At 31.4% G+C, this 3,700-nt stretch carries 3 protein-coding genes and 2 other annotated features; all 3 genes read right to left on the bottom strand.

The window, feature by feature from the left end; translation table 11 throughout:
- Nucleotides 1-836 (bottom strand): phospholipase D-like domain-containing protein (locus Q0649_RS18220; RefSeq protein WP_298845388.1); only part of this gene is annotated, 836 nt, incomplete at its 3' end.
- A 201-nt stretch (nucleotides 837-1,037) separates the two neighbouring features.
- Nucleotides 1,038-2,702 (bottom strand): biosynthetic-type acetolactate synthase large subunit, encoded by a 1,665-nt coding sequence (ilvB, locus tag Q0649_RS18215; RefSeq protein WP_298845386.1) that lies wholly within the window; start codon nucleotides 2,700-2,702, stop codon nucleotides 1,038-1,040.
- Nucleotides 2,703-2,730: 28 nt separating this feature from the next.
- Nucleotides 2,731-2,997, bottom strand: coding sequence for an ACT domain-containing protein (locus Q0649_RS18210; protein ID WP_298845384.1), 267 nt, complete (start codon nucleotides 2,995-2,997; stop codon nucleotides 2,731-2,733).
- Nucleotides 2,998-3,062: 65 nt separating this feature from the next.
- Nucleotides 3,063-3,238: a binding site (T-box leader), on the bottom strand.
- 93 nt (nucleotides 3,239-3,331) lie between these two features.
- Nucleotides 3,332-3,625, bottom strand: a binding site (T-box leader).
- Nucleotides 3,626-3,700: the final 75 nt, after the last annotated feature.

The raw sequence follows: 3,700 nt of genomic DNA, 5'->3' as shown, positions 1-3,700 counted from the left end.
AAATCAGACCAAAACCTTGTTTGAAATGAAAGTACGCTGTAACCAGTCAGACGTATTGTTGTATCCCTCCAAGGTTTATTTATCTTTTTTAAACCAAAATATTCATCCCCCACATTAATTCCACCAGTATGAGCAATTTTACCATCCACAACAACTATTTTTCTATGTAATCTGTAATTTGCAAGCAATAAACTTTTTATAATAGATGGCAAAAATCTATATACATGCCCACCAGCTTTTTTTAGCTCCTTAAAATCACTCATATGAGTATGTATAGATCCAAGCCCATCATATATTAAAGTTACTTTTACCCCCTGTTTTGCCTTTTCTTCTAAAAGAGATATAAATTCTTTACCAATCTTATCTTTTGCTCTAAAAATATAATACATTACTTCAATACTTTTTGTTGCACTTCTAATATCTTTAAAAATCATAGAAAATGTTTCCTTAGCATTTAATAAAAGTTCTACTTCGTTATTTTGAGTAAAATAACCCATTATATTTTTTGAGTTCATCGTAATTAAATCTCTATATTTTTCAGTTTCTGCTTCTCTAAATTGTATTTTATCAGTATCAATATTATGAATATGTTTTTCTAGCACATTATTGTACTTTTCTTCTATTTCACCCATACCATACTTTTTTGACATGATACGCATTTTATATTTACTACCAACCAAGAAATAAGAAACAAAACCAACATAAGGTAAAAAAAAGAATACTAAAAGCCATGCAAATACAACTCTTGTATCACTTCGTTTTATAAAAATCAGTCGCAGAACGCATATTATATTAAATAAATATATAAACATTAAAAAAATAGTTGATAAATTCATGGTGTTCCCCCGTGAGTATTATATTTTAGGCAACTAATTACAACCTATTGACCACTATTATACTTCATCTTACATGATAATTATTATAAAATCTTAGGTGTATTAAATAATATTTTAAAATAAGCCACTTCTGAGATGAAGTGGCTTACTTACAAAATAAAATTAACCTGATATATTTAATAAATTGTTATTTACTACTATTCACTCTAACACCAATTCCTGAATAGATTTTCCTGGTGGTACTATTGGATATACACCCTCTTCTTTATCTATTACACAATCTATAAGCATAGGTCTTTTTTTCTTTTTTACTATTTCTAGTACATTATTTAATTCATCAATACTGGTAACTCTATATGCTTCAACACCATAAGCCTGTGCAAGCTTTACATAATTTACTTCATCACCAATATCTGTTTCACTATATCTTCCATTACTAAACATTCTCTGCCACTGCCTTACCATTCCTAAGGTATGATTATTCATAATCACAGTAATTATAGGAAGCTTATACTTTGATATAGTTTGAAGTTCATTGCAACTCATTCGAAAACTTCCATCACCAGTTATTAAAAGTACCCTTTTATCTAAATTGCCCATCTGACTTCCAATTGCAGCCCCCAATCCAAACCCCATGGTTCCAAGGCCTCCTGAAGTTATAAACGTTCTAGGATACTTGAATCTCCACATTTGTGCAGTCCACATCTGATGTTGTCCTACATCAGTTGTAACAATAGTATCTTCCTCAAGAGCTTCATTCAAAGATTTTAGCACATCCAGATGTGTAAAGTTGTTTCCTTTAAGATTAGCATAATTTGTAACCTTAAAACTCTCTATCTTCTCCTGCCATGCCTTCCTATTTTTTTGCTCCATATAAGAAATTAACTTTTCTAGTATTGTATTCATATCTCCAACTAAAGATAAGTCTACGCTCTTATTCTTATCAATTTCAGTCTCGTCAATATCAATCTGAATTATTTTTGCAGATGGTGCAAATTCGTCTCCTTTCCCAATTACCCGATCACTAAATCTTGCACCAATCGCTATAATTAAATCACTCCCTGTCACTGCTAAATTTGTCTCACGAAAGCCATGCATTCCTACCATTCCGAGAGACAATTTATGATCTCTTGGAATAGTACCAAGTCCCATTAATGTATTTGCCACAGGAATATCGCAAAGCTTTGCAAACTCACAAAATTTATTTGAAGCATTAGCTGTTTTAATCCCACCACCAGCATAAATTATAGGTTTCCTTGAAGATTGAATCATTTTTACTGCTTCTTGTATTGTTCTCATTTCTATATCAGTAGTTGTTATTTGTATTTCATCTTTTTTTTCTACCTTTGTATATTCAGTTTCACTTAAGAAAATATCCTTTGGAATATCAATAAGTACTGGCCCCGGTCTTCCACTTTGGGCTATTTTAAATGCCTCTCTTATAGTATCTGCTAAGTTTTTTTCATCCTTCACGATACAACTGTGTTTTGTAATTGATAAAGTAATTCCCATTATGTCTATTTCCTGAAAAGAATCACGCCCAAGCAAACTCCTCGCTACCTGCCCTGTAATTACAACCATTGGAATCGAGTCCATGTAAGCAGTTGCTATTCCAGTTATTGTATTCGTTGCACCTGGGCCTGAAGTTACAAAACAAACTCCAACTTTTCCTGTGGACCTTGCATAGCCATCTGCTGCATGAACTGCCGCTTGTTCATGAGCCGTTCTAATGTGAGTGAAATAGTCAAGTTCATCATAGAGTGCATCATAAAGTGGAATAACAGCTCCGCCCGGATAGCCAAATATAATCTTTGCTTCTTGCTCTTTTAAACACTTAAGTACAATTTGAGCACCATTAAGTAACATATTATCACCTTCTTTTTAGTTTTTTTAATTAAACCATCACCTTCGGTGCTGCGAGCTCAGCCTTAACCTCTTCAATTTCATATACATTTATAATTTTCCTAAGCTGCATCATTGCTTGTTCTATTCCTAAATTAGAGTATTCCTCTATTGTTATCCTTAAATCTGAGTATCCATCAATTTCAACTTCTGTCATTACGAGTCCTTTTATTTTAAACTCTTTTCTCCTTAAAGTGTTTGTAACTCTTACTAATGCATCTATACCATGTTCTACCTTTGCACTTATAGTTTTATACATTACAACTCCTCCTTTTACTCGGAAATTAAAAATCTTCCATCCCTATAAACATAAGTAGTTATGTTCATAGGGACGAAAGATTCGTGGTACCACCCTAATTCGTAATTTACTTTTCTAAATTACCTCATTATTTTTACAGCTCAGGAGTGATTATTACATATCCTTAAAACACCAACTTTCAGCAATTATTGGCTCTCTGTAGTTTTAAATTTGATATTTTTATCTCCTTCATAGCTCTATTCAATATTTTATTTTTTAATATTTGTACTTTACTAAGAAAACTTTTTTTAAAATAAAAAGTTTTCGTCCCTATAAACACATATATATATATGTTTATAGGGACGAAAACTTTCGTGGTACCACCCTAGTTCGTAATTCAAATCAATGAATTACCTTATTATACGATCTACGAAATCTAATTTAAAATCACCAGATTTCTTTAAATCCTAACCTCATAACGGTGGCATCCGTCCATGTTTACTTTAAAGATTACAATATTGGCTGTAACTTTATTTGAACTAGGAAGCTCTAGAGTGATATATTTGTTTCCACTATAACACCAATTCTCAACAATTATTGGTTCTCTGTAGTTATTATTTGGAATTTTTTTCTCCATCATCGCTTTATAAATTTTATTTTATAACTAATCTTAATACATATAATATTCTAAATTAACACAATTGTCAAACAATTTCGTATATTT

The sequence above is a fragment of the uncultured Clostridium sp. genome (assembly GCF_937920395.1).
Classification (GTDB): Bacteria; Bacillota; Clostridia; order Clostridiales; family Clostridiaceae; genus Clostridium_AD.
This window is presented reverse-complemented; position numbering and strand designations above follow the sequence as displayed.

Excerpts from the sequence above, each read along its gene's own strand:
- Q0649_RS18210 (WP_298845384.1), bottom strand. The coding sequence starts at position 2,997 with ATGTATAAAACTATAAGTGCAAAGGTAGAACATGGTATAGATGCATTA.
- ilvB (WP_298845386.1), bottom strand. The coding sequence starts at position 2,702 with ATGTTACTTAATGGTGCTCAAATTGTACTTAAGTGTTTAAAAGAGCAA.